At 33.9% G+C, this 1,325-nt stretch carries 4 protein-coding genes; all 4 read left to right on the forward strand.

Translation table 11 applies throughout. The features are described 5' to 3' along the window. A partial coding sequence (locus DIU01_RS14035; protein ID WP_290835501.1) for a SufD family Fe-S cluster assembly protein occupies positions 1-377 on the forward strand: 377 nt, incomplete at its 5' end. A gap of 14 nt (positions 378-391) precedes the next feature. After that, positions 392-595, forward strand: a complete 204-nt coding sequence (locus tag DIU01_RS14040; protein WP_290835503.1) for a DUF2683 family protein — start codon at positions 392-394, stop codon at positions 593-595. After that, positions 586-858 (forward strand): Txe/YoeB family addiction module toxin, encoded by a 273-nt coding sequence (locus tag DIU01_RS14045; protein WP_290835505.1) that lies wholly within the window; start codon positions 586-588, stop codon positions 856-858. Before DIU01_RS14040 ends, DIU01_RS14045 begins: the two co-directional genes overlap by 10 nt. A 13-nt stretch (positions 859-871) precedes the next feature. Next, positions 872-1,325 (forward strand): ABC transporter ATP-binding protein (locus DIU01_RS14050; RefSeq protein ID WP_290835507.1); only part of this gene is annotated, 454 nt, incomplete at its 3' end.

The following is a 1,325-nucleotide window of genomic DNA, read 5'->3' on the forward strand; positions in this document are numbered from 1 at the left end:
CTATTATTTCTAAAGGAATTTCGGCAGGAAAATCACAAAATAGTTACCGTGGTTTGGTTCGAATTAGCGCCAATGCTGAAAATGCTAGAAACTTCTCGCAATGTGATTCACTTTTAATGGGGAATAATTGCGGTGCGCATACGTTTCCGTACATCGAAAGCAAAAATTCATCAGCCAAAATCGAACACGAAGCAACGACTTCTAAAATCGGAGAAGACCAAGTTTTTTATTGCAACCAACGAGGAATTCCAACTGAAAAGGCTATTGCGTTAATCGTAAACGGTTTTAGTAAAGAAGTTTTAAACAAATTACCAATGGAGTTTGCTGTTGAAGCTCAAAAATTATTGGAGATTTCACTTGAAGGTTCGGTAGGTTAATAAAATTAAAAGTTATGGATATAATTTTAAAAAACGTAAAGAAAAAAGATTTTCCAGTGCTAAAATCATTGGCAAAATCACTTGGTTTTGAAATTGTTGAAGAAGAAAAACCATACAAGCCTGAATTTGTTAAAGAAATTTTGGATGCTGAAAAAAGCATTAAAGAAGGTCGAGGAACTCGAATGACAATGGAGGAATTGAAAGAATTATGCAAATAGAATTTTCTGACAAAGCAAAAGGCGATTTAGATTTTTGGGTCAAGTCTGGAAATAAAGGAATATTGAAGAAAATTTATTCTTTGATTGAAGATATTCAATTGCATCCTTTCGAAGGAATAGGAAAACCAGAGCAATTGAAACATCAGTTAGCAGGTCGTTGGTCAAGAAGAATTAATCAAGAGCATCGAATAATTTACAAGGTTACAGAGGAAAATAAAATTGAAATATTAGATATTTTGTCTTTAAAAGGACATTACGAATAAACAAAACAATAAAATGTTAAAAATTAGCAACTTACACGCTTCAATTGAAGACAAAGAGATATTAAAAGGAATTAATCTTGAGATAAACGCAGGAGAAGTTCACGCAATTATGGGACCAAATGGTGCCGGAAAATCGACACTTTCTTCTATCATTGCAGGTAACGAAAATTACACTGTTACTGATGGAGAAATCCTTTTAGAAGGTGAAGACATTTCAGAATTGGCTCCAGAAGAAAGAGCGCATAAAGGTGTTTTCTTGTCATTTCAATATCCTGTAGAAATCCCAGGAGTTTCGGTTACCAATTTCATGAAAACGGCAATCAACGAAAGTAGAAAAGCCAACGGAAAAGAGGAAATGCCAGCCAACGAAATGCTGAAATTAATCCGTGAAAAATCAGAATTATTAGAAATCGATCGTAAATTTCTTTCTCGCTCATTAAACGAAGGTTTTTCTGGTGGAGAAAAGA

The organism is Flavobacterium sp. (assembly GCF_003525665.1).
Taxonomy (GTDB): domain Bacteria; phylum Bacteroidota; class Bacteroidia; order Flavobacteriales; family Flavobacteriaceae; genus Flavobacterium.

What these genes read in the sequence shown, in the direction of transcription:
- DIU01_RS14040 (WP_290835503.1), top strand. Translation starts at nt 392, where the DNA reads ATGGATATAATTTTAAAAAACGTAAAGAAAAAAGATTTTCCAGTGCTA.
- DIU01_RS14045 (WP_290835505.1), top strand. Translation starts at nt 586, where the DNA reads ATGCAAATAGAATTTTCTGACAAAGCAAAAGGCGATTTAGATTTTTGG.